This window comes from Rhodoblastus sp. (assembly GCF_019449565.1).
Classification (GTDB): domain Bacteria; phylum Pseudomonadota; class Alphaproteobacteria; order Rhizobiales; family Beijerinckiaceae; genus Rhodoblastus.
Genome location: NZ_JAGRPM010000038.1, coordinates 99,158 through 119,601, shown reverse-complemented (window position 1 = coordinate 119,601; position 20,444 = coordinate 99,158). Strand labels below are relative to the sequence as shown.

Genomic DNA, 20,444 nt, shown 5'->3' with positions numbered 1-20,444 from the left:
TGCGCAACGGCGCGCTCCACTTGGAGAAGGCTCATGAGCGCGACGTCTCTTGCTGGACCTTGGCTCACCTTGATCGGTCTTGGCGAGGACGGGCGCGACGGTCTGTCTCCTGCCGCAAATGCGGCGTTGGCGCAAGCGACGCTGGTCGTCGGCGGCGCGCGCCATCTCGCGCTGGTCGCGCCGCTCGCCTGCGAGACGCGCGCCTGGCCCTCGCCAATGGATCAGGCCTATCCGCAAATTCTGGCGCGGCGCGGCGAGAAGGTCGTCGTGCTGGCGTCGGGCGATCCGTTTTTCTATGGCGTCGGTTCCGTGCTGGCGCGCTTCATTTCGGCGGAGGAGATGAGCTGCCTGCCGGCGCCGTCAGCCTTTAGCCTGGTCGCGTCGCGGCTTGGCTGGGCGCAGCAGGATTGCGCGCTGGTGACGCTGCACGGCCGTCCGCTGGAAAGGATCATCCCGCATCTTTTCGACAATGCGAAGATCATCGCGCTGTCATGGGATGGCGCGACGCCGGGGAAATTGGCGGCGCTGCTGGCGCGGCACGGCTTCGGCGCCTCGCGCCTGACCATTTGCGAAAATCTCGGCGGCCCGCGCGAAAAACTGCGGGCGGTTTTGGCGCGCGATTTTACTCTTGAGGATGTCGCGGCGCTGAACACCATCGCGCTCGATCTCGTCGCGGATCGTGACGCGAAAATCCTGTCGCGCGCGCCGGGACTGCCGGACGCGTTTTTCGAACATGACGGTCAGATCACCAAGGCCGAAATCCGCGCGCTGACCCTGTCCGCTCTGGCGCCGCGCAAGGGCGAATTGCTGTGGGATATTGGCGCGGGGTCGGGCTCGGTCGCGATCGAATTTCTTCTGGCTGATGAGAAAAACGCCGCCATCGCCATCGAGGCCAATGCGGAGCGGGCGGCGCGCATCCATCGCAACGCCTTGGCGTTGGGAACCCCGCACCTGCAAGTGATTGAAGGCCGGGCGCCAGAAGCCTTGCGCGATCTCCCGCGTCCGCAAAAAATCTTCATCGGCGGCGGCGTCACGGCGCCGGGACTTCTCGACGCGGCGCTCGACGCCCTGGCGCCGGGCGGCCGGCTCGTCGCGAATGGTGTGACGCTGGAGACGCAGGCCCTGCTGATCGCGCGTCACGGCGCCCTTGGCGGCGATCTGATTTCGGCGCAGATTTCGCGCGCGGAAAAGCTCGGCGGCTTCTTCGCCCTGCGGCCTGCTTTGCCCATCGTGCAATGGACCTTCGACAAGCCATGTTAAGCGCCATCGCCATCGGGATCGGCGCCGCAACCAGCGCGCGCGCGGAAGACATTTTCGCCCTCGCGCGGGCGATGCTGGAACAGGCGCCGCCGCACGCCGGCGCGAAAATTTTCACGCTTGCGCGCAAGGCGGAGACGCCCGCGCTGCGCGAAGCCGCCGCGCGCCTCGGCGTGGATGTCGTTTCCCTTGACGAGGTGGAATTTTCCGCGCGCCAAAAGGAGTTTCTCGCGCGCGGCGCGACGGCTTCCGCGCTGGCGCAAGCAAAAACCGGCTTTGCCAGCGTCGCGGAGGCCGCCGCCTTGATGGGCGGCGGACCCAAGGCCGTGTTGATCGCGCCGCGCCGCGCGCAAAACAATGTCACCTGCGCGCTTGCCGCGCCCGCAGACGAGTTGAACCTATGAAAGTGCATTTCATCGGCGCCGGTCCCGGCGCGCCCGATCTCATCACCCTGCGCGGCCGCGACCTGCTCGCGCGCTGCCCGGTCTGTCTCTATGCCGGCTCGCTGGTGCCGAAAGAACTGCTCGCCTATTGCCCGCCCGGAGCGCGCATTGTCGATACGGCGCCGATGACGCTCGATGAAATCGCCGCCGAATTTTTGCGCGCGCGCGACGAAGACCTCGACGTCGCGCGGCTGCATTCGGGCGATCTCTCGGTTTGGAGCGCGATGGGCGAGCAATTGCGCCGCCTCGACGCCTTGGGAATTGCTTATGACGTCACGCCCGGCGTGCCATCCTTCGCGGCGGCGGCGGCGGCCTTGCAGCGCGAATTGACCCTGCCCGAAGTCGCGCAATCTCTGGTGCTGACGCGCACCTCGGGCCGCGCCTCGGCCATGCCGGAGAAGGAAAAGCTCGCCGCATTCGCGGCTACCGGCGCGACGCTGGCGATCCATCTCTCCATCCATGTGCTGGACAAGATCGTCGCGGAACTGCTGCCCTTTTACGGGCCGGATTGCCCGATCGCTTTGGTGTTTCGCGCGAGCTGGCCCGACGAGCGGATCGTGCAGGCGACGCTCGCGACCATCGTCGCGGCGACTCGCGAAGACCCGATGACGCGGACGGCGCTGATCCTCGTCGGCCCAGCCTTGGGCGCGAGCAATTTTCGAGAGAGCGCGCTGTACGATCCAGATTACCGCCGCCGTTATCGCGGCGGCTATGTCCGGCCGGATGGCGTGGTGGAGGACGAATGATCGCCTTTGCCTCAGCCGATCTTGCGAAAACCGGTCTTCGCCAGAAGACCGCCGTCGCGGTCGAACACCACGATTTCCAATTCGCCCGGCGCGCCGCGCAGCGCCTGGGCCGCCGTCGTCCAGGCGGCGTCCGCCACGGCGCGCGCGATGTCGAGCTCCGCGCTTTGGGCGATCTCGAAAGCGTGCTTGGCGGAATTGGCGGCGCGGATGGCCTCGGCCGTTTCGCCGTCTGCGAAGCTCGCGAGAAAATCGAGATCGACGCTGCCGCGTTTGGAGTGAAGGTCCAGCAGGCCCTGCGCCAGCTTGGTCATCTTGGCCATGCCGCCCGCGACGATCACGCGCCGGACAGGATGTTTGCGCAGATATTTCAGCATGCCGCCGACGAAATCGCCCATGTCGATCAGGGCTTCCTCGGGCAAGTCACGGAGCGCCTTGACCGCGGCTTCGGAGGTCGAGCCGGTGGCGCCCGCGACGGTCTTCAGCCCGAGAGCGCGCGCGACGTCGATGCCGCGATGGATCGAGGAAATCCACGCGGCGCAGGAGAAGGGCGTGACGATTCCGGTCGTGCCGAGAATGGACAGGCCGCCGATAATGCCGAGCCTTCCATTGAGCGTGCGCTCGGCGATCTTCCCGCCGCCGGGTACGGAAATTTCGACGTGAATGTCGGTCGCCCCGCCTGCGGCCTCGGCGGCGAGCGCCGCGCGGATCATCTGGCGCGGCACGGGGTTGATCGCCGGTTCGCCGACGGGCAGGGGAAGTCCGGGCTTGGTGACGGTTCCGACGCCTTCTCCCGCCGAAAAGGTCACGCCCGCGCCGGGCGCCCCGTGCGAGACGCGCGCGACGATCAAGGCGCCATGGGTCACGTCCGGGTCGTCGCCGGCGTCCTTGACTATGCCTGCGCGGCAGAAATTTTCGCCGCGTTCGGTGAGCGCCAGCGCGAAGGCGGGCGTTTGGCCGCCGGGAAGACGGATGGTCACGGGGTCGGGGAAATCGCCGCCCATCAGCGCCGCAAAAGCCGCGCGGGCGGCGGCGGCCGCGCAGGCGCCGGTGGTCCAGCCGCGTCGCAGATTGGGGGCGTTCTCGTCCATATCTCGTGCTACCGCGCCGCAGCCCGCTCGCAAAAGGATTTTTTCGCATGAGCGACGTGATGCGCCCCTCCGGCCTGCTGATCGCCGCGCCGCGCTCAGGCTCCGGCAAGACCACGCTTACGCTCGGCCTGATGCGCGCCCTGCGCCGGCGTGGCGTCAAGGTGGCCGGGGCCAAGTCCGGGCCGGACTATATCGACCCGGCCTTCCATCAGGCGGCGCTGGGGCGCGACAGCCTCAATCTCGATTCCTGGGCCATGGACGAAGATCTGCTCGCCGCGCTCGCGGCCCGGGCTTCCGATGGCGCCGAGCTGCTGTTGGCCGAGGCTTCGATGGGCCTGTTCGACGGCGTCCCGGCGCCGCCCGGCCGCTCGGGCGCCTCCGCCGATGTCGCCGCCGCTTTGGGCCTGCCTGTTCTGCTGGCGCTCGACGCTTCGGGCCAGGCGCAATCGGCAGGGGCGGTGGCCAAGGGCTGCGCGAGTTTCGACTCGCGCCTGCGCGTCGCGGGGGTCGTGCTCAACAAGATCGGCAGCCCGCGTCATTTGCGGCTGGCGCGGGAGGGTGTCGAGGCCGCTGGCCTCAAGGTTCTCGGCGCTTTGCCGAAACAGGCGGACGTCGTTTTGCCCGAGCGTCATCTTGGCCTCGTCCAGGCGGCGGAGACGGCGGAGCTGGAGGCCAGGCTCGACGCGCTCGCGGATTTCGTCGCGGCCCATGTCGATCTCGACGCCGTGCTCGCGCTCGCCGCGCCTTTTGTGGCAGCGGCGTCGCCGCGCGTGGCGCTCGCGCCGCCGGGCCAGCGAATCGCCGTCGCGCGCGACGCGGCCTTTTCCTTCCTTTATCCGCATATCCTCGCCGGCTGGCGCGGGCGGGGCGCGGAAATTGCGTTTTTTTCGCCGTTGGCCGACGAGCCGCCGCCGCTTGACGCCGATTGCGTCTGGCTGCCCGGCGGCTATCCCGAGCTTCATGCCGGACGGCTCGCGGCGAGCGCGCGTTTTTTCGCCGGCTTGCGCGAATTCGCAGGCGAAAGGCCAGTCCATGGCGAATGCGGCGGCTATATGGTGCTGGGCGAAAGCCTCACCGACGCCGCAGGCGCCATTCATCGCATGGCCGGGCTGCTGTCCGTGCAAACCTCTTTCGCCCGCCGCAAAATGACGCTCGGCTACCGCGACGCGACTCTTTTGGCCGATTGCGCGCTGGGCCGGAAAGGGCAAAGATTTCGCGGCCATGAATTCCACTACGCCAGTATCGCCGCGCTTGGCGACGACGCGCCCATGGCGGTCGCGGTCGACGCCTATGGCGGCGCGCCGGCGCCCTCGGGCTCGCGACGAGGGCTCGTTTCGGGCAGCTTTTTCCATTGCGTCGCCGAGGTTGCATGATGACGCGGACACCTGTCTTCGATTCGCATTTCCGCGCCGAGCTCGCCGAACTCATGCGCTGGAGGCGCGACGTCCGACGCTTCCGCACCGATCCCGTGCCCGAGGACCTGCTCGACTTGCTGTTCGATCTGGCCCAGATCGCGCCTTCGGTCGGCAATAGCCAGCCTTGGCGCTTCCTGCGCGTCGTGAGCGCGGAAAAGCGCGCTGAAATCCGGCGCAATTTCATGGCCTGCAATGCGGAGGCGCTTGCGGCGCAGAGCGACGAGCACGCCGCGATTTACGCGCGCCTGAAGCTCGCGGGCATCGACGCCGCGCCAGTGCAGCTTGCGGTGTTTTGCGATCATGCGACCGAACAGGGCCACGGGCTTGGCTCCCGCACCATGCCCGAAATGCTGGATTATTCGGTTGTCGGCATGATTGCGGGCCTGTGGCTATCGGCGCGGGCCGCCGGGCTTGGTCTTGGCTGGGTCTCGATCCTCGATCCCGCGCAGGTCTGCGCCGCGCTCGAGACTCCGCCGTCCTATAAATTCATTGCCTACCTTTGCCTTGGCTGGCCGGAAGAAGAACATCTCGATCCCGAGCTCGTGCGCAATGGTTGGCAGGTGCGCACCGACTTCGGGCGAAAGATCGTCAATGTCTGAAGCCCAATCGAGGATTATTTTTATAATTTTAATAAAATAGTCATTATGACTTCTACATGAGATTAACTAGAGTCTGATCTGATAAAAATAGCATTTGAAACTTTTATTTTGTTAGCTAAAAGCTAACTTTGCTTGATTAAGTTTCGCGTCTAATTGTCGCGCAAAATCTGACGATATGTGGCAGACTTGATTATGGCAGTATTGGCGGCTGTGGCGCGTTCCTGGCGGGAGACAGGCGATGGGGCGTTTCATTCTTCAGTTTGAAGATCAGACCAGGCCCTTGCGCGATGAACGAGACCTCGTGGCGTCCTGCGCCTATGTCGTGAGGACGACCGCGACGATCATCGCGCTGGGCTGCGTTATCAGCGTCGTCAGCACTTACATCGCTGGCGACCAGACATTCCTGTTCCGACTGATCCATCTGGTCTGATCGGATGGCTTCCCCGAAACATGGCGCCCCGCGTCGATCGCGGCGGCGCCTTTTTCGTGCCGCAGGCCTTTAATTCGGTTGTCGCGCCGCGCCGCGGGCGATAAGCCGCCTCGTCGAGCAGCTTTTCCACATCGGGCCGATGAACCGGATCTATTTCGACTATAACGCCACGGCGCCGCTGCGCCCCGTTGCCCGCGAGGCGATGCTGCGCGCGCTCGACGCCGGCAACGCCTCCAGCGTGCACGCCGAGGGGCGGGCCGCGCGCGCGCTGATCGAATCGGCCCGGGTCGCGGTCGCCGGCGCCCTCGGCGTCAAGCCTGACCATGTGCTGTTCGTATCCGGCGCGACCGAAGCCGCCGCGACCGCCTTGCGTCCGGGCGAGGGCGATCGCCTGCTGATCGGCGCCGGGGAACATATCTGCGTCAAGGCGGGTCACTCCTTTCCGGCCGAAAATGTCGCCACTATCCGCCTCGATTCGCAGGGCAGGCTCGATCTCGACGATCTTCGGGGCCGTCTGGCGCAGGCGCCGGGTCAGCGTCCGGTTCTTGCGCTTCAGGCGGTGAATAATGAGACTGGCGTGATTCAGCCTTTCGTCGAGGCGGCGGCGCTGGTTCACACGGCAGGGGGCGTCATGGTTTACGACGCTGTGCAGGGTTTTGCGCGCATTCCCTGCGCCTTCGCGGTGACCGGCGCCGATGTTCTGTTCCTCTCAAGCCACAAGCTCGGCGGTCCCAAGGGCGCCGGCGCGCTCGTCTATGCCCGGCGCGATCTGGCGCCCAAGGCGGCCTATATTCGTGGTGGCGGGCAGGAGCGGGGCTTGCGCGGCGGCACGGAAAATGTCGCCGCCATCGCGGGATTCGCCGCCGCCCTGGTCGAGGCGGAGGCCTCGCGCGAGGCGGAGGCCGCGCGGCTAGCGGAAATACGCGACTTTTTACAGGCCGGCGTGCTGGAAATCGCGCCCGAAGCCGCCATATTCGGGAGAGAGGCGCCTCGCGTCGCCAATAGTCTGGCTTTCGCCTTGCCGGATCTCGCCGCCGAAACGCTGGTCGCGGCCTTCGACGTGGAAGGCGTGGCGCTTTCCTCCGGTTCGGCCTGTTCGTCGGGCAAGGTGGCGCCCTCCCATGTGCTCGCAGCCATGGGCGTTTCGCCCGATCTGGCGCGCGCGGCTCTGCGTATCAGCCTCGGTTGGGGTTCGACCCGGGAAGAGGGCGTGCGTTTTCTGGAAATATTGGCTAAGGTGCGCGAGAGAATGCGGCGACGGCTCAAATCCTGATCCGCTTCAGACATGGACTCAACCAGCGGGCCTTGAACCCGCGTTAGGTGAGGAGAATCAAGATGGCGGCTGTCCAGGAGACTGTCGACAAGGTAAAGACGCTTGACGTCGACGCTTATAAATACGGCTTTTTCACTGATATCGAATCCGATAAGGCCCCAAAAGGTCTCGATGAGGACACGGTCCGCTTCATTTCGGCGAAGAAGAACGAGCCGGAATGGATGATGGAATGGCGACTCGACGCCTTCCGGCGTTGGCTGACCATGACCGAGCCCAAATGGGCGCGCGTGCATTATCCGCCCATCGATTATCAGGACCTCTATTATTATTCCGCGCCGAAAAGCGCAGAGGGCCCCAAATCCCTCGATGAGGTCGATCCCGAACTGCTGCGCGTTTATGAAAAGCTCGGCATTCCCCTGCGCGAGCAGGAGCTTCTGGCTGGCGTGCAGCCGGACCCGAACGCGCGCAAGGTCGCGGTCGACGCCGTGTTCGATTCCGTTTCGGTGGCGACCACCTTCAAGGCGGAGTTGGCCAGGGCCGGCGTCATTTTCTGCCCGATTTCGGAGGCGATCCAGACCCATCCTGAGCTGGTGAAGAAATATCTCGGCTCGGTCGTGCCGGTCACCGACAATTATTTCGCCACGCTCAATTCGGCGGTGTTTTCCGACGGCTCCTTCGTCTATGTGCCGCCGGGCGTGCGCTGCCCGATGGAGCTTTCGACCTATTTCCGCATCAACGAGAAGAACACCGGCCAGTTCGAGCGTACGCTCATCATCGCGGACAAGGGTTCTTACGTCTCCTATCTCGAAGGCTGCACCGCGCCGCAGCGCGACGAGAACCAGCTCCATGCGGCCGTGGTCGAGCTGATCGCGCATGACGACGCGGAGATCAAATATTCCACGGTGCAGAACTGGTATCCCGGCGACAGCGAGGGCAAAGGCGGCATTTACAACTTCGTCACCAAGCGCGGCGACTGTCGCGGCGACCGCTCGAAAATCTCCTGGACACAGGTCGAGACCGGCTCGGCAATCACCTGGAAATACCCATCCTGCATTTTGCGGGGCGATGACTCGCGCGGAGAATTCTATTCGATCGCCATTTCCAACGGCTGGCAGCAGGTCGATTCCGGCACCAAAATGCTGCATCTCGGCGCCAATACGTCGAGCCGGGTGATTTCCAAAGGCATCGCCGCCGGCCATTCGCAGAACACCTATCGCGGCCAGATTTCTGCGCATCGCAAGGCGGTCAACGCGCGCAATTTCACGCAATGCGATTCCCTGCTGATCGGGAATAAATGCGGCGCTCACACCGTGCCCTATATTGAGGCGAAGAATTCCTCCGCTTTGTTCGAGCATGAGGCGACGACGTCGAAAATCTCGGACGACCAGCTGTTCTATTGCATGCAGCGCGGCCTTTCCGCCGAGGAGGCGACGGCGCTGATCGTCAATGGTTTTGTGCGCGACGTGTTGCAGCAGCTTCCGATGGAGTTCGCCGTCGAAGCGCAAAAACTGATCGCCATTTCGCTTGAGGGCAGCGTCGGCTGACGCCCGCGCCCTCGCGCTCTTTTTTCAAGGTTCAACCATGCTCGAAATCAACAATCTCCACATTTCCATCGCCGGCAAGAAGATCATCGACGGCCTTTCCCTGACCGTCGCCGATGGCGAGGTCGCCGCGATCATGGGGCCGAACGGCTCCGGCAAATCGACGCTCTCTTACGTTATCGCCGGCCGGGCCGATTATGAAGTGACGGAAGGCTCGATCCGGCTCGACGGCGTGGACCTGCTCGACAAGACGCCGTCCGAGCGCGCGGCGCTCGGACTGTTTCTCGTGTTTCAATATCCGCTGGAAATCCCCGGCGTCACGACCATGACCTTTCTCAAGGCGGCGCTCAACGCCCAGCGCAAGGCGCGTAACGAGGACGAGCTTTCGATTCCGGACTTCATGAGACGGGTGCGCGGGGCCGCGAGCAAACTCAATATTCCGCTGGACATGCTCAAGCGCCCGGTCAATCTGGGCTTTTCCGGCGGCGAAAAGAAGCGCATGGAAATCCTGCAAATGGCGCTGCTGGAGCCGAAATTCGCCATTCTGGACGAGATGGATTCGGGCCTCGATATTGACGCCTTGCGGGTCTGCGCCGAGGGCGTCAACGCCTTGCGCTCCAAGGATCGCGGTCTGCTGGTCATCACCCATTACCAGCGCCTGCTCGACTATATCGCGCCGGACTCGGTGCATGTCATGTCCAGGGGCCGCATCGTCAAAAGCGGCGGGCCGGAGCTTGCGCTCGAACTCGAAAAGAGCGGCTATGCCGATTACATCGAAGAGGCCGCGTGATGGGCGCGCTATTGCAAAATCCCACGCAAGCCGAGCAGGACTTTCTTGCGCGCTTCGCGCTTGAGCCGGTCGATGGCGAACGCCAGGCGGCGGCGGAGCGTTTCGCCCGCGCGGGCCTGCCGTCGCGCCGCAACGAGGCCTGGCATTACACCGATCTGCGTGCCAAATTGCGCGCGGCCCCGCCGCTGGCGGCGCGGCCGGACGCTGCGGCTCTGGCCCGCGCCAAGCAAAAACTTGCGCCTTCCGACCGGCTCAGCATCGTCACCGTTGACGGCTATTTCATTCGCGAACTGTCGGATGACCTATCGTCGACTCCGGGCCTGAGCGTGCGTGCGCTCAAGGCGGACGAGCCTGCGCTGAAGAGTCTCTCGCGAGGAGCGGACGACGCTCTGCTCGACCTCAACGCGGCCTTCGCGCAGGGCGGCGTCGCGATTGAAATCGCGGCCGGGGCGCAGGTTGAAAAAATCCTGGAGCTGGTCGCGCTCGACAGCGCTTCGGGCGCGCTGAGCCGCTTCGCGCATCATCTCGTCGTGCTGGGCGAAGGCGCGCACGCCTCGCTCGTGGAGACGCGCGCCGAGGGCGCTGAGGGCTTCGGCGACAGCGCGCTTTTCGTCTCGCTCGGGCGCGGCGCGCAACTCGATTATGCCTGCCGCTCGCTGGAAGGCGGCGCGGTCGAGGTGCAGAATTTCGTCGCGCGTCTCGGCTCAGAGGCGCAATTGCGCGCCGTCTCGCTGCTGGCTGGCGCGCCCTTCCTGCGCCGTCAGTATTTCGTCTCCTGCGACGGCGCCAATGGCCAAATCCACCTGAGCGGCGCGACCCTGCTGCGCGGGCGGGAGCATGCCGACGTCACTTTGACGCTCGATCATGACGCGCCCGCCTGCCTCAGCCGTGAGACATTCAAATATGTGCTCGCCGATCAGGCCGATGGCGTATTCCAGGGCAAGATCGTCGTTCCGCCGCATGCGCAGAAGACCGACGGCAAAATGCTTTGCCGCGCGCTGCTGCTGTCCGATGACGCCGCGATGTCGTCCAAGCCCGAGCTGGAGATTTTCGCCGACGACGTTGCCTGCGGCCATGGGGCCGCTTGCGCGAAGCTGGACGCAAGCCAGCTTTTCTATATGGAATCGCGTGGCATCCCGCGCGCCGAGTCGCAAGCCATTCTGGTCGAGGCCTTCGCCGCCGAGGCCTTCGATGATCTGAAGGACGAGCGCCTGCGCGACCTGCTCAGCGCCGATCTCGCTCTTCTTCTCGCCGATGGAGCATTCACATGAACCAGTCGGTGAAAATCGCCCCATACGACATCGAGAAAATCCGCGCGGACTTTCCCATTCTGGCCGAGCGGCCCTATGGCAAGGCTCTGGTCTATCTCGACAACGCCGCCTCGGCGCAGAAGCCGCGCGCGGTGATGGACCGCATGGTTCATGTCTTCGAGCATGAATATTCCAACGTCCATCGCGGGTTGCATTATCTCGCCAACGCCGCGACCGACGCCTTCGAGGCGGCGCGCGAAAAAATGCGCGCCTTCCTCAACGCCGGCTCGACCGACGAAATCATTTTTACGCGAGGCGCGACCGAGGCGCTGAACCTTGTGGCGTCCTCCTATGGGCTGGCCCATATCGGTGAGGGCGACGAGATCGTGCTCTCCATCATGGAGCATCATTCCAATATCGTGCCTTGGCATTTCCTGCGCGAGCGCAAGGGCGCGGTGCTGAAATGGGTCGATGTCGAGGACGACGGCTCTTTTTCGCTCGACAAATTCGAGGCGGCGCTGAGCGACAAGACCAAGATCGTCGCCATCACCCATATGTCCAACGTGCTGGGCACGGTGACGCCGGTCAAGGAGATCGTCCGCCTCGCCCATGAGCGCGGCATCCCGGTCCTCGTCGACGGCTCGCAGGGCGCGGTCCATTGCGACGTGGATGTGCGCGAACTCGATGTCGATTTCTATGTCGTAACGGGCCACAAGCTTTACGGCCCGACTGGAATCGGCGCGCTTTACGGCAAGAAAGAATGGCTGTCGCGCCTGCCGCCCTTCGCAGGCGGCGGCGAAATGATCGAGACGGTCACCATGGACAATGTGACCTATGGCGTCCCGCCGCACCGCTTCGAGGCTGGCACCCCGCCCATCGTCGAGGCGATCGGCCTTGGCGCCGCGCTCGACTATATGGAGCGCATAGGCCGCGACGCCATCCACGCCCATGAGGCCGATCTCACCGCCTATGCCGCGCAGCGCCTCGGCGAATTGCCCTATCTGCGGCTGTTCGGCACGGCGCCGGGCAAGGGGGCCCTGTTCTCCTTCGAGATGAACGGGGCGCACGCCCATGACGTCTCCACCGTGATCGACCGCTCCGGCGTGGCGGTCCGCGCTGGCACCCATTGCGCGCAGCCCTTGCTGGCGCGCTTCGGCGTCACCTCCACTTGCCGGGCAAGCTTCGCGCTCTATAACACGCGCGCGGAAATCGACGCCCTGGTTGCGGCGCTGGATCGCGCCGCCCATCTCTTTGCTTGATCGGATGCTCGCAATGAATGAACATGCCAAGCCCGAAGTCGAAGTTCAGCCGAACCGGCCGACCATCGCCGCGCAGGACGCCATTGCGCCGGAAGAGCTGGACCGCCTCACCGACGAGATCATCGCGGCGATGAAGACGGTTTACGACCCGGAGATCCCGGCCGACATTTACGAGCTGGGCCTGATCTATCGTGTCGATATCGACGAGAGCCGCTTCGTCAAGATCGACATGACCCTCACCGCGCCGGGCTGCCCAGTGGCGGGCGAGATGCCGATCTGGGTCGAGAACGCTGTTTCCGCCGTTCCGGGCGTCGCGGGGGTCGAGGTCAGCATGGTGTTCGACCCGCCGTGGGACCAGAGCCGCATGTCGGACGAAGCCCGCGTCGCCCTCGACATGTGGTGAACTCATCGCGCGTCGGGCGCGATGAATTGTCCGAAGGCGCGGGGGCTGGCGCCGGCCGGGATTTTTCTGGTCATCTTCAAGCTCTTCACGTCGATGACTGCGAGAACATCGTCCATCCAGCACGCGGCCATGGCCTCGCTTTGATCGGGCGAGACCGCCAAGCCTTCCGGGAAGCCGCAGATGGCGATGGTTGCAAGCGGTTCATAGCTCCGACCGTCGAAGACCGAGACGCTGTCGTCATGCTGGTTGGTCACGAACAGGCGCGCGCCGTCCCTCGTCGCCGCGACGGCATAGGGAAAGCTTTTCACCTTCAGCCGCCGCGTCTCGCGCCGCGTGGCCGTGTCGATCACCGAGACGTCGCCCGACTGCACATTGGCGACCAGCACGCGCGGCCCGTCGGGGCCATTGGGATCATAGGTCACGCCGAAGGGCGCCTTGCCCACCGCGATTTCGGCGGCGCTGCGCAGGTTCGCCATATCGACCACTGAAACGCTGTCGCTCTCGCGATTGGCGACATAGAGCCAGCGATTATCCGGGCTGACGGCCATGCCGGACGGCGACTGGCCGACCTTGATTTCCCCGGTCACGGCGAGCTTATCCGTATCGATCACGCTGACGCGGTCCGTATACCAGTCGGCAGCGAACAGGCGCTGACCCGTCGCGTCGAGCGCAAGGCCGAGCGGCCCCTGGCCGGCGGCGATTTCGGCAAGAACCTGATGGGTTCCATCCGTGCTCCGGGCCAGGACCGAAATGCTGTGGCCTTCGGGATTGGAGACGTAAATCCGTCCTCCGCCTGGCGCGACAGCCACTCCGGCTGGCTTTTCCCCGACTTTCACGGTTTCGACAATGCGGCCTTGGGCGAGATCGATGACGGAGACCGCGTCGGCGCCCTGGTCGGTTATGTAAGCAAGGGGCTCCGCCCGCGCCGCGCCCATCAGGGCGAGCAGGGCGAAGCCGATACGCGCGATCATTTGCCGGATTCGGCGAGGGCCTTGATATTGTCCAGACCGGCCCGATAGACCCCGCGCACGGCGGCGGCGGAGGCCTCGTCATTCAGTTCGGGCGGGGGATCGTTGAGCATATAGCCGCGATAGAAGGCGCCCTTCCATTCGACCGTCGAGCCGCCCTTGCCATTGTCGAGCACACTGATGGTCGAGGTATAGGTGTTCACCGGAAGAATCTTTGGATCGACCTTCGGAATTTCATATTTATAGCTGTGTTCGGCGGCATCATATTTTTCGAGCACTTCGTCGAAGCTCGGATCGCCCGGCGCCTTCAGCACGACCTTGCGGACGGAGCCGACCTCATTGCCCTTGTCGGCGACGCTGGAGGCGACCGCCGGATGCCATTTCGACAAGGCGTCGTAATCCTTGATGATGGCCCAAACCTGATCGACCGGCTTGGCGATCTCGACCGTTTCGACGATCTTCTGCCGGGTCGGCCCATGCGCCTGAACCGGCGCTGCGACAAAGGCGATCACGGCCGCCGCGAGTGCAAAAATTTTCATCCGTCCCTCATTCCAGAATGCCGGATCTTGCGCCGGTTCTGACAGGGATATTGGCGGAAAGTCCTGCGGCCTGCCAGTAGAGGCGACGGGGGCCGAGGCCGTTCAAAGGTCGAATATGCAAAATATAAGAAGACGCGCGGCGGCGCGCGCCGACTATTTGCCTGCGCGCCGGTAGAGCCCGGAAAAGGACACGTTCAACCCGCCGCATTGCATATTGTCCTGCACGAAAAGAACCTCTCCGGCGCGGACCATACGCAGGCGGCAGGAGGCGTCGGGGTCCTTGGGATCGGCGTCCTTGTCCGTGAAAACCGCCTCGCCGCCCTTGACGCGCAGAGGACCGGAGAATTCGCCGAGATTGACCGCGCCGCGTTTCACGCGGCCGGGGTCGAGCGCGCCGAACGTCGCGTTCCCCTCGGCCTTGAGGCCGCCGCCCGAGTTTTCAATGCTGATATCGGCCTCGATGCGCTTCCATTTGCCGGTCCAGCTCGCTGGGTCGCTCACGGCAGGGGCCGGCTCGATGGCGGAGGCGGGAAGCCAGCCGCCGCGGCTTCCCTTGGCGGTTTGGTAATCGACGCAGACGAAATCGCCCTTCGTCACGCCGAGGACGACAAGATCGCCCGGCACGAGATAGGCCTTTTCCTGGCAATCCGCCGCCGTCGAGGGGCAGGCGTTGGCGGCGTCGCCATTCTTGCGGAAATTGACCTTGCCGGCGTCGGCCTTGATCCGGCCGACGTTCAGCGTGGGCGTGTCGGAAAAGGACGCGCCGGAGCAGAACCGGTCTTCGGACGAGGCGCCGGCGGCGATAGAAGCACCGCCGATCAAGGAAAAAGTCGCGCCGAGAACGAAGGCCAGTCGCCGCATCCGGATCAGGCCTTCTTGCCGAATTCCGACGCGCCGCCATGAGCGGCGGACCATTCCGCCGGGGCGTGGAGGAATTTCTCCACTTCGTCCAGCGTCGTGTCCGGCAAATATATGGTGTCGCGCGCCACTTTCAGCACATCCCACCAGGTTGTGAGCTGATGCAGTTCGATGCCGTCCTTGCGCAGTTCCGCCCGCGCCTGCGGGAAGATGTCATAGAAGAAGAACACGAAGGTATGGTCGCATTTCTGGCCAGCCTCGCGCAGCGCGGAGCAGAAATTGACCTTGGAGGCGCCGTCCGTGGCGAGGTCCTCGACGAGCAGGGTGCGGGCGCCGTCTGTCACTTCGCCCTCGATGCGGGCGTTGCGGCCAAAACCCTTGGGCTTCTTGCGGACATATTGCATTGGCAACGCGAGGCGGTCGGAAATCCAGGCCGCGTAGGGAATGCCCGCCGTCTCGCCGCCGGCGATGATGTCCAGGCTTTCATAGCCAATCTCGCGCTGGATCGTTTTCACCGCGAAATCCAGCAGCACGTTGCGCAGGCGCGGGAAGGCGATCAGCTTGCGCATGTCGGTATAGACGGGGCTGGCCCAGCCCGAGGTGAAGATGAAGGGCTTTTCCGAATTGAACAGGACGGCGCCGACCTCGATCAGCATTTTGGCCGTTTCTTCGGCGATGAGCTGCTTTTCCAGCGCGGCGGGGGAGAGATCGGACATGCGGGATTCCTTTCGCGGACGGCCTGATTAGAGCCGGAAGCCCGGCGCCGTCAATCGCCGGCTTGCCACTCCGCTTGCTCCTTGGCGCGAGACGCGCGAAAAAGGCGCATGACCGATCTTTTCGCCAGCGCCGGACTGGAGCGGGACGCGCCGCGTCCTCTGGCCGAACGGCTGCGCCCCAAAAGCCTCGCCGAAGTGGCGGGGCAGGACCATTTGCTCGGCCCCAATGGCGCGCTGACCCGGCTGATCGAATCGGGCTCGCTCGGCAGCCTGATCTTCTGGGGCCCGCCCGGCACGGGCAAGACCACGGTCGCGCGACTGCTGGCCCATGAGACGAAGCTCAATTTCGTCCAGGCCTCGGCGATTTTCTCCGGCGTCGGCGAATTGAAGAAGATTTTCGACGAGGCGAGGGCGCGGCGCCGCATAGGGCAGGGCACGCTGCTCTTCATCGACGAAATCCATCGTTTCAATCGCGCCCAGCAGGATTCCTTCCTGCCGGTGATGGAGGACGGCACGGTCACGCTGATCGGCGCCACCACCGAAAACCCGTCCTTCGAGCTGAACGCGGCGTTGCTTTCGCGCGCCCGCGTGCTGACCTTCCACAGCCTCGACGCGGCGGCGATCGAGAAATTGCTGGAGCGCGCCGAGGAGGCCGAGGGCAAGCAACTGCCGCTCGACGCCGAGGCGCGCGCCAGCCTTGCTAGGATGGCGGACGGCGACGGCCGCGCCGCTTTGACCCTGGTGGAAGAGATTTTCCGCGCCGCCCGGCCCGGCGAAATTTTCGACGTGAAGAGCCTGACCGAAATCGTGCAGCGCCGCGCGCCGATCTATGACAAGGGGCAGGAGGGCCATTACAATCTCATCAGCGCCTTGCACAAGACCGTGCGCGGCTCGGACCCGGACGCGGCGCTCTATTATCTCGCGCGCATGTTCGACGCCGGCGAGGACCCTTTGTTCATTGCTCGCCGGGTAGTGCGCATGGCGGTGGAGGATGTCGGGCTCGCCGATCCGCAGGCGCTTGTGATCGCCAATGCCGCCAAGGACGCCTATGATTTTCTCGGCAGCCCGGAGGGCGAACTGGCCATCGCGCAGGCCGTCGTCTATTGCGCCACGGCGCCGAAATCCAACGCCAATTACAACGCCTACAAGGCGGCGATGCGCCTCGCGCGCGAACGCGGCTCGCTCATGCCGCCCAAGGTGATTTTGAACGCCCCGACCAAGCTGATGAAATCCGAGGGCTATGGCTCTGGCTACGCCTATGACCATGACGAACCCGACGCCTTTTCCGGCCAGAACTACTGGCCCGAGGAGCTGGGGCGGCAGAAGCTTTACCGGCCAGTCGAGCGCGGTTTTGAGCGCGAGATCGGCAAGCGGCTGGATTATTGGGAAAAGCTCAGGCGGGAGCGGGAAGAGGGCTGAAAAAAGGTTTAATGACGCCGCCGCGCTGCTTGGCTATAGAAAGCCCATGCAGGCTTATCTTCTCGTGTTCCTCGGCGCCGGACTCGGCGGCTGTCTTCGCCATACCGTCAATCTCCTCGCAGCGCGGCTGTGGGGGACGTATTTTCCGTGGGGCACCTTCGTCATCAATATTTCCGGCTCGCTGGTCATGGGCCTGATCGCGGGCTATCTTGCCTTCCGCGCGGGGGCGGGTTGGACCCAGCATGTGCGGCTGTTCCTGCTGACCGGAATTCTTGGCGGCTACACCACTTTTTCCGCCTTTTCGCTCGATGCGGCGCTGCTGTTTGAACGCGGCGAGACGGGCCTGATGGCCGCTTATGTCGGCGGCTCCGTTCTTCTTGCTCTGGCCGGGGTTTTCGGCGGTCTTGCTTTGGTGAGGGCTTTGTCATGACGCGTGTGCGGACCGGCTCTCCCAAGGGAGCGTCAAGCAAGGGAGCATCAGGCAAGGGAGGGGCAAGCAAGGCGCGCTCTCCCAGCCCGCGCGCGCGGACGCTGGGCGCCGACAAGAGCTTCGGCTCCAAAAGCGAAGCCCCCAAGCCCAAGCGTTTTTTTGCCGCGCGTCCGAAAAAGGCGCGGCCCGAGGACGACGCTTTCGATGCGGTGAAGGCCGCGCGCCTCGTCAGGGAATCGGCGGAGAAATTTCACGCCGCCGAGGCGAAGGAAATTCCTGCTCCGGCGACCGACAAGGAAACGGGAGCGGTGCAAATCCTGATCGTCACCGAGGACGAGGACGGCATGCGTATCGACCGCTGGTTCAAGCGGCGCATCCCGACGCTATCGCTGTCGCATCTGGCGAAGATCTGCCGCAAGGGCGAGGTCCGGCTGAGCGGCAAGCGCGTGGACACCTCCACCCGCGTCGTGGCCGGCGCCAATATTCGCGTGCCGCCCTTGAGCATCGAGGGCGTGAAGGCGCCGGCGGTCAAGCGGGCGGTCTATTCCGAGGCCGACGCCCGCGCCATCCGCGACATGGTCCTGCTCGACGACCGCGACCTGATGGTGCTCAACAAGCCCTTCGGCCTCGCGGTGCAGGGCGGATCGGGCACCAAGGTCCATCTCGACGGCATGTTGCAATCGCTCGCCAATGAGCGCGGCGACCGCCCGGTTCTGGTTCATCGGCTCGACCGCGATACTTCCGGCGTGCTGCTGATCGCCAAGACGCGGAAAATGGCGGCCGATCTCGGCGAGATTTTCCGTTCGCGTTCCGCCAAGAAGATTTACTGGGCCATGGTTGAGGGCGTGCCGCGCCCGGCGCAGGGCCGCATCTCGCTCTATCTCGCCAAGGGCGAAGCCATGGGCGACAACCGACCGCCGCGTGAAAAAGGCCGTCACGGCATGGAAGAGCGGCGCGACATCGAGAAGATGCGCGTCGCCAGGCATGGCGACGACGACGCCCAGCATTCACTGACCTATTACGCGGTGGTGGACAAGCTCAGCCCCCGGCTCGCCTGGCTGTCGATGAAACCGTTGACCGGCCGCACCCATCAGTTGCGCGCCCATGCCGAGGCCATTGGCTGCCCCATCGTCGGCGACCCGAAATATGGCCACGGGCAGGAAGATTCCTACCGCCGCGCGGACCCCAATCGCAACCTGCCGGACGGGGTCGAGAACAAGTTGCACCTGCTGGCGCGCCGGCTGATCCTGCCGCATCCCAAGGGCGGCGTCCTCGACGTCACCGCGCCGCTGCCGCCGCACATGAAAAAGAGCTGGGACATGTTCGGCTTCGACGCCAGCCAGCACGACCCGATCATGGACGCGCCGGAGGAATAACGGCGGGGAGGGCGGCCAACATGCCCGAAAGCAAGGCGAGATTTCCGTTGGGATTCGCGCTCGTCCTGGCCGCGACCGCCGCGTTCTGGGTCGCGGTGCTTGCCGACGCCCTGACGATCAGGGCCGGCGGCGGCGAGGCGGTGATCGCGGCGGCCTATGAGGGGATGTTTCTCCTCGCGGGGCTCTGGCTTTCCCTCATCTTGCTGCTGATCATCGCCGCAGCGATGGGCGAGATGCCGCGCGCGGGCGGCTGGGCGGCTTGCTTCCTCGTCCCGGTTTCCGCAATCGCCGCCTTTGTCGCGCTCGACGCCTGTTCGCGAAATCTGCGCGGCGCCGCAATCTTTCCTGCGGCGCTCGCGGGGCTCATCGCATTTTACGCGGCCTGGGCGCGCATACCCGGTTTGCGCGCGAGCCTGCCGGAAAAGGACGCGACGCGCGCCGTCTGGGGCGGCGTCTTCATCCTTTCAGCGCTCGCTTTCGGGATCGCCGCCCTGTTTTAGGATTAAGCCGCGCAGGCCATGAAGCCGGTGCGCAATTCGTCTTCCTTGAGCTTGCGGCCGATGAAGACGATGCGGCTTGCGCGTTTTTCCTCGGGCTTCCAGTCGCGCTGGAGGTCGCCGTCGAGGATCATGTGCACGCCCTGGAAGACATAGCGCCGGGGCTCGTCGGGGAAGGCGAGAATGCCCTTGGAGCGCAGGATGTCCGGGCCGTCGCGCTGCACCACCTCGTTGATCCAGGGCAGGAAGAGGTCCGGATCGACCGGACCGTCGAGCTGGAACGCCACCGAGCGCACCTCGTCGTCATGCAGCACCTTTGGCGCATGATGGCCGTGGTCATGCTTATGCTCGTGCTCGTGTTTGTGCTCGTGGTCATGGCCGCAATCCGGGCCGCAGTCATGATCGTGGCCATGCTCGTGATGTTCGTGGTCATGGCCATGACCTTGATGCTCGTGGCCATGATGATCGTGATCGTGGTCATGTTCCTCGACGGTCAGGAATTCCGGCTCCAGCTCCAGAATGCGGTCGAGGTCGAAAGCCTTGCGGTCGAGCACGGCGTCGAGCGAAATGTCGCAATTCCGGGTCCGGTGCAGCTTGGCATAGGGATTGAGGCCGCGAATGCGGGCCTCGACTTCCTCGAGTTCGTCCGGCGTCACGAGATCGGTCTTGTTGAGCAGGATGACGTCGGCGAAGACGATCTGGTTCTTGGCCTCGGGCGCATCCTTGAGCCGGGCGGCCAGGAATTTGGCGTCGGCGACAGTGACGATGGCGTCGAGCCGGGCCTCGTTCTGGACGTCGGCGTCGACGAAAAAAGTCTGCGCGACCGGAGCCGGATCGGCGAGGCCGGTCGTCTCGACCAGGATCGCGTCGAACTTGCCCTTGCGGCGCATCAGGCCTTCGATAATGCGGATGAGGTCGCCGCGCACGGTGCAACAGATGCAGCCGTTGTTCATTTCGAACACTTCCTCATCGGCGTCCACGACGAGGTCGTTGTCGATGCCGATTTCGCCGAATTCATTGACGATCACGGCGAATTTCTTGCCATGATCCTCCGTGAGAATGCGGTTCAGCAGCGTTGTCTTGCCCGCCCCGAGATAGCCGGTGAGGACGGTGACGGGTATCTTTTCAACGGACATGCGAACTCCGG

At 64.6% G+C, this 20,444-nt stretch carries 22 protein-coding genes; 16 read left to right on the top strand and 6 right to left on the bottom strand.

The window, feature by feature from the left end:
• Positions 1 to 33: 33 nt before the first annotated feature.
• Genes cbiE through cobM form a run of 3 tightly spaced genes read left to right on the top strand, consistent with a single transcriptional unit; the run spans position 34 to position 2,446 of the window.
• Positions 34 to 1,260 carry a precorrin-6y C5,15-methyltransferase (decarboxylating) subunit CbiE gene (gene cbiE, locus QZ409_RS09135; RefSeq protein ID WP_296709692.1) on the top strand — a complete coding sequence of 409 codons (1,227 nt, stop codon included), beginning with the start codon at positions 34 to 36 and terminating at the stop codon, positions 1,258 to 1,260.
• A complete protein-coding gene (locus tag QZ409_RS09130) occupies positions 1,254 to 1,661 on the top strand; it encodes a cobalamin biosynthesis protein (RefSeq protein ID WP_296709690.1) in 408 nt (135 codons plus the stop codon). Before cbiE ends, QZ409_RS09130 begins: the two co-directional genes overlap by 7 nt.
• On the top strand, positions 1,658 to 2,446 hold the full coding sequence (cobM, locus tag QZ409_RS09125) for a precorrin-4 C(11)-methyltransferase (RefSeq protein WP_296709688.1): 789 nt from the start codon (positions 1,658 to 1,660) through the stop codon (positions 2,444 to 2,446). The genes QZ409_RS09130 and cobM overlap by 4 nt, the downstream gene beginning before the upstream one ends.
• Positions 2,447 to 2,457: 11 nt before the next feature.
• Here cobM and QZ409_RS09120 read toward each other — a convergent pair whose 3' ends face one another.
• Entirely contained in the window at positions 2,458 to 3,534 is a 1,077-nt protein-coding gene (locus tag QZ409_RS09120; protein ID WP_296709685.1) for a cobalt-precorrin-5B (C(1))-methyltransferase, read from the bottom strand.
• Between the two features lie 59 nt (positions 3,535 to 3,593).
• Between QZ409_RS09120 and QZ409_RS09115 the strand changes: the two genes are divergently transcribed.
• The 9 genes from QZ409_RS09115 (at position 3,594) to QZ409_RS09075 (ending at position 12,494) form a co-directional block, all read left to right on the top strand.
• Positions 3,594 to 4,907, top strand: a complete 1,314-nt coding sequence (locus tag QZ409_RS09115) for a cobyrinate a,c-diamide synthase (RefSeq protein ID WP_296710230.1) — start codon at positions 3,594 to 3,596, stop codon at positions 4,905 to 4,907.
• The gene (gene bluB / locus QZ409_RS09110) at positions 4,907 to 5,548 is read left to right on the top strand and encodes a 5,6-dimethylbenzimidazole synthase (protein ID WP_296709683.1); all 642 of its coding nucleotides are present in this window, start codon (positions 4,907 to 4,909) and stop codon (positions 5,546 to 5,548) included. The genes QZ409_RS09115 and bluB overlap by 1 nt, the downstream gene beginning before the upstream one ends.
• A gap of 238 nt (positions 5,549 to 5,786) precedes the next feature.
• A complete protein-coding gene (locus tag QZ409_RS09105; RefSeq protein WP_296709681.1) occupies positions 5,787 to 5,978 on the top strand; it encodes a hypothetical protein in 192 nt (63 codons plus the stop codon).
• A 139-nt stretch (positions 5,979 to 6,117) separates the two neighbouring features.
• Positions 6,118 to 7,251 carry a cysteine desulfurase family protein gene (locus tag QZ409_RS09100; protein ID WP_296709677.1) on the top strand — a complete coding sequence of 378 codons (1,134 nt, stop codon included), beginning with the start codon at positions 6,118 to 6,120 and terminating at the stop codon, positions 7,249 to 7,251.
• 62 nt (positions 7,252 to 7,313) lie between these two features.
• The gene (gene sufB / locus QZ409_RS09095) at positions 7,314 to 8,795 is read left to right on the top strand and encodes a Fe-S cluster assembly protein SufB (protein WP_296709674.1); all 1,482 of its coding nucleotides are present in this window, start codon (positions 7,314 to 7,316) and stop codon (positions 8,793 to 8,795) included.
• Positions 8,796 to 8,832: 37 nt separating this feature from the next.
• Complete coding sequence (sufC, locus tag QZ409_RS09090) at positions 8,833 to 9,582, top strand: Fe-S cluster assembly ATPase SufC (RefSeq protein WP_296709672.1); 750 nt, start codon at positions 8,833 to 8,835, stop codon at positions 9,580 to 9,582.
• The gene (locus tag QZ409_RS09085) at positions 9,582 to 10,853 is read left to right on the top strand and encodes a SufD family Fe-S cluster assembly protein (RefSeq protein ID WP_296709670.1); all 1,272 of its coding nucleotides are present in this window, start codon (positions 9,582 to 9,584) and stop codon (positions 10,851 to 10,853) included. Before sufC ends, QZ409_RS09085 begins: the two co-directional genes overlap by 1 nt.
• Positions 10,850 to 12,091 carry a cysteine desulfurase gene (locus QZ409_RS09080; protein ID WP_296709668.1) on the top strand — a complete coding sequence of 414 codons (1,242 nt, stop codon included), beginning with the start codon at positions 10,850 to 10,852 and terminating at the stop codon, positions 12,089 to 12,091. The genes QZ409_RS09085 and QZ409_RS09080 overlap by 4 nt, the downstream gene beginning before the upstream one ends.
• Positions 12,092 to 12,104: 13 nt before the next feature.
• A complete protein-coding gene (locus QZ409_RS09075) occupies positions 12,105 to 12,494 on the top strand; it encodes an SUF system Fe-S cluster assembly protein (protein WP_296709667.1) in 390 nt (129 codons plus the stop codon).
• Positions 12,495 to 12,496: 2 nt separating this feature from the next.
• Here QZ409_RS09075 and QZ409_RS09070 read toward each other — a convergent pair whose 3' ends face one another.
• The 4 genes from QZ409_RS09070 to QZ409_RS09055 all read right to left on the bottom strand — a co-directional run bounded on the left by QZ409_RS09070 (position 12,497) and on the right by QZ409_RS09055 (position 15,575).
• Positions 12,497 to 13,465 carry a beta-propeller fold lactonase family protein gene (locus QZ409_RS09070; RefSeq protein WP_296709666.1) on the bottom strand — a complete coding sequence of 323 codons (969 nt, stop codon included), beginning with the start codon at positions 13,463 to 13,465 and terminating at the stop codon, positions 12,497 to 12,499.
• On the bottom strand, positions 13,462 to 14,001 hold the full coding sequence (locus tag QZ409_RS09065; RefSeq protein WP_296709663.1) for an SRPBCC family protein: 540 nt from the start codon (positions 13,999 to 14,001) through the stop codon (positions 13,462 to 13,464). Before QZ409_RS09065 ends, QZ409_RS09070 begins: the two co-directional genes overlap by 4 nt.
• 153 nt (positions 14,002 to 14,154) lie before the next feature.
• Positions 14,155 to 14,862, bottom strand: a complete 708-nt coding sequence (locus QZ409_RS09060; protein ID WP_296709661.1) for a hypothetical protein — start codon at positions 14,860 to 14,862, stop codon at positions 14,155 to 14,157.
• A gap of 5 nt (positions 14,863 to 14,867) precedes the next feature.
• Complete coding sequence (locus QZ409_RS09055) at positions 14,868 to 15,575, bottom strand: orotate phosphoribosyltransferase (RefSeq protein WP_296709660.1); 708 nt, start codon at positions 15,573 to 15,575, stop codon at positions 14,868 to 14,870.
• 108 nt (positions 15,576 to 15,683) lie between these two features.
• Between QZ409_RS09055 and QZ409_RS09050 the strand changes: the two genes are divergently transcribed.
• The 4 genes from QZ409_RS09050 (at position 15,684) to QZ409_RS09035 (ending at position 19,300) form a co-directional block, all read left to right on the top strand.
• Positions 15,684 to 16,994: a replication-associated recombination protein A gene (locus tag QZ409_RS09050; protein WP_296709658.1), complete on the top strand. Its 1,311-nt coding sequence runs from the start codon at positions 15,684 to 15,686 to the stop codon at positions 16,992 to 16,994.
• A 46-nt stretch (positions 16,995 to 17,040) separates the two neighbouring features.
• Positions 17,041 to 17,424, top strand: coding sequence for a fluoride efflux transporter CrcB (crcB, locus tag QZ409_RS09045; protein WP_296709656.1), 384 nt, complete (start codon positions 17,041 to 17,043; stop codon positions 17,422 to 17,424).
• Between the two features lie 344 nt (positions 17,425 to 17,768).
• Positions 17,769 to 18,800, top strand: coding sequence for an RluA family pseudouridine synthase (locus tag QZ409_RS09040; RefSeq protein ID WP_296710228.1), 1,032 nt, complete (start codon positions 17,769 to 17,771; stop codon positions 18,798 to 18,800).
• A gap of 20 nt (positions 18,801 to 18,820) precedes the next feature.
• Positions 18,821 to 19,300 (top strand): hypothetical protein, encoded by a 480-nt coding sequence (locus QZ409_RS09035; protein ID WP_296709655.1) that lies wholly within the window; start codon positions 18,821 to 18,823, stop codon positions 19,298 to 19,300.
• A 2-nt stretch (positions 19,301 to 19,302) separates the two neighbouring features.
• Here QZ409_RS09035 and QZ409_RS09030 read toward each other — a convergent pair whose 3' ends face one another.
• Positions 19,303 to 20,433, bottom strand: a complete 1,131-nt coding sequence (locus tag QZ409_RS09030) for a GTP-binding protein (RefSeq protein ID WP_296709653.1) — start codon at positions 20,431 to 20,433, stop codon at positions 19,303 to 19,305.
• Positions 20,434 to 20,444: the final 11 nt, after the last annotated feature.